The organism is Blastococcus carthaginiensis (assembly GCF_030731085.1).
GTDB classification, from domain to species: domain Bacteria; phylum Actinomycetota; class Actinomycetes; order Mycobacteriales; family Geodermatophilaceae; genus Blastococcus; species Blastococcus carthaginiensis.
In genome coordinates, this window is the sequence record NZ_JASNFN010000060.1 from 1 (window position 1) to 2,432 (window position 2,432).

Here is a 2,432-nt window from a genome sequence, read left to right on the forward strand (position 1 = left end):
CCTAGGTGTACCGAGCCATCAGGTTGGTGCCAGTCGGCTGATCGGGGGCTCCCCGCCGAGTGCGCTGTGGCGGCGTCGAGTGTTGTAGTGCTCCAGCCAGGGAGCAAGGGCGGCGGCGCGTTCGGCGTTGCTGGTGAAGGGCTGCCGGTAGGCCCACTCGGTGACCAGGGTGCGGTTGAGGCGTTCGACCTTGCCGTTCTGCCACGGGCAGTGCGGTCGGATGAACTTCTGGCGGGCCCCGAGCGCGGCGCAGACCTCGCGTAGGGAGTACTTGTAGGCCCAGGCGTTGTCGGTCATCACCCGCTCGATCCGGGTGATGCCGTGGGCGGTGAAGTAGGCCGCGGCCCGGGTCAGGAACGCCGCGCAGGTAGTGCCCTTCTCATCGGGCAGGATCTCGGAGTAGGCCAGCCGGGAGTGGTCATCGACCAGGGAGTGGACGTAGTCATAGCCGGGGCTGCGGTTCTCTGAGCGTTGGGCGCGGCTGCGGTCGGGGGTGACCGCGACGCGGCCGTGGGCCCGCCAGCCGCCGCCGTCGGGGATGCGCGCGAGCTTCTTCACGTCCATGTGCACCAGCTCGCCGGGCCGGGCCCGCTCGTAGCGGACCGCCGTCTGCTTCGAGAACCGGATCACCTCCCCGGTCATCGGGTCCAGCGCGGCCAGCCGGGGCTGCCCGTGGCGACGCAGCACACGGGACACCGTGCGGGCCGGCACGCCCAGCTCCGCCCCGATCCAGGCCGGGCCCCGGCGCTCGGCACCGCGCAGTTCGACGATGCGCTGCTCGGTCTCGGCCGTCGTGCGCCGCGGGCTGGTGTGCGGGCGGGACGACCGGTCGACCAGCCCGGCCTCGCCCTCGTCCTGGTAGCGGGTGATCCAGGTTCGCACGCATTTGCGGGAGAGCCCCATCGCCGCGGCGATGTGCGCCTTCGTCCACCCGTTCTGCCACCGCGCGACGATCAGTTTCCGGCCATGGAACGTGGTGCGGGCATTACCGTGGGACACGAGAACCTCCGGGCGGATGTGGGCCTTAGACAAGCCACACCCCACTCGGAGGTTCTCCTGCGTGCAACCCCGACCGCCGTCACCAACGTCCTGGCCGGGTACACCTAGGGCGCCTCCCCTCCCTCACCCCGAGCGGGCGAGGGCGATGCCCCTCCTAGCCTGGGGGCCGTGCTATCCCTTCCCGCCGTCCGCATCGGACCGGCCCTCCCCGCCGACCACGACCGCATCGCCGCCCTCACCGTGCAGGTCTACGTGGACGGCGGGCTGGCGTCGGCGGGCTACGCGGCGGAGCTGGCCGACGTGGCCGGGCGCGCGCGGGTGGCCGAACTGCTGGTCGCCCGGGACGAGGCCGGCGAGCTGATCGGGAGCGTGGCCTTCGTGCCGGGGGGCGACTTCGGCGAGGTGCTGGAGTCCCCCGACGAGGCCGGCTTCCGCATGCTGGTGGTGGATCCGCGCGCGCGGGGGCGCGGCGTGGGCGCGGCCCTGGTGCACGAGTGCCTGACCCGCGCGCGCGAGGCGGGCCGGCGGCGCGTCGTCATCTCCACCGGCACCCGCATGACCGCGGCCCACCGGCTGTACGAGCGGCTGGGCTTCACCCGGCTGCCGGAGCGCGACTGGACGCCGGTCCCCGGAGTCGACCTGCTGGTCTACGCCCGCGAGATCTGCTGACGGACCCGCCGCCCCACCCTCGCACGCTCGGGGCGAGCTTCCGGGCGGGCCGTCAGGAGTGGGCGACGATTGCGATGAGGTCGCCCTCCTGGAGGACCTCGCCCTCCACCACGTGCAGCTCCTGCACGGTGCCCGCGCTCTCGGTGAGCACCGGGATCTCCATCTTCATGGATTCCAGGATCACCAGCGTGTCACCCGCCGACACCTGCGCGCCCGGCTGGACGAGGACCTTCCAGACACTGGAGACCATCTCCGCGTGGATCTCCTCCACCGCCACCGGTACCTCCCGCGCCCGCCGATCGTGAGCCCCCATCCAAGCACGGGCGGCCGGCGTCAGGTCGCCGGGAAGGCCCGTCCCTCGGCGAGCCGCCCGAGCACCGCGCAGACCTCGGCCCCGTCGTGCGGGACGCCGGCCCCGGGCAGCCCGGACAGCGCCCGGCTGACCGCACGGGCCGCCGTCGCCACGCCGTCCGCCCCACCGCTGACGGTGGCCAGCAGGGCGTCGTACCAGCCGTCCAGGCGGTCACCGGGGTCGTAGCCGCTCACCGCGACCAGGTCGACGCCGCCCTCGGCCTCGGGCGGGCGACCGGACCCGGGCAGACGGCCGCTGATCCGCCCGGCGGTCCCGGGGGGCAGGGTGGCGCGCAGCTGCGCGACGACCGCCGCCCGCGGTGCGGGCCGGGCCTGGGGGCCCGGATCGGACTCCCGGGGCCCGGTGGCGGGGGGGCGCGCCCCCGCGCCCGCGGGGCCGCCCCGGGGCCGCG

The 2,432-nt window shown here is 74.5% G+C and carries 3 protein-coding genes and 1 pseudogene; 1 reads left to right on the forward strand and 3 read right to left on the reverse strand.

Translation table 11 applies throughout. The annotated features are described in order from the left end of the window. Positions 1-18 precede the first annotated feature (18 nt). Positions 19-999, reverse strand: a complete 981-nt coding sequence (locus QOZ88_RS23070) for an IS481 family transposase (protein WP_306000740.1) — start codon at positions 997-999, stop codon at positions 19-21. A gap of 168 nt (positions 1,000-1,167) precedes the next feature. On the opposite strand from QOZ88_RS23070, the gene QOZ88_RS23075 reads away from it, so the two are divergent. Continuing rightward, entirely contained in the window at positions 1,168-1,668 is a 501-nt protein-coding gene (locus tag QOZ88_RS23075; RefSeq protein WP_306002008.1) for a GNAT family N-acetyltransferase, read from the forward strand. 52 nt (positions 1,669-1,720) lie between these two features. Here the strand turns inward: QOZ88_RS23075 and QOZ88_RS23080 are convergent, their stop codons facing one another. Next, positions 1,721-1,945 carry a biotin/lipoyl-binding carrier protein gene (locus QOZ88_RS23080; RefSeq protein ID WP_211434913.1) on the reverse strand — a complete coding sequence of 75 codons (225 nt, stop codon included), beginning with the start codon at positions 1,943-1,945 and terminating at the stop codon, positions 1,721-1,723. Between the two features lie 56 nt (positions 1,946-2,001). Beyond that, a pseudogene (locus QOZ88_RS23085) lies at positions 2,002-2,432 on the reverse strand (hypothetical protein); the annotation flags it as partial.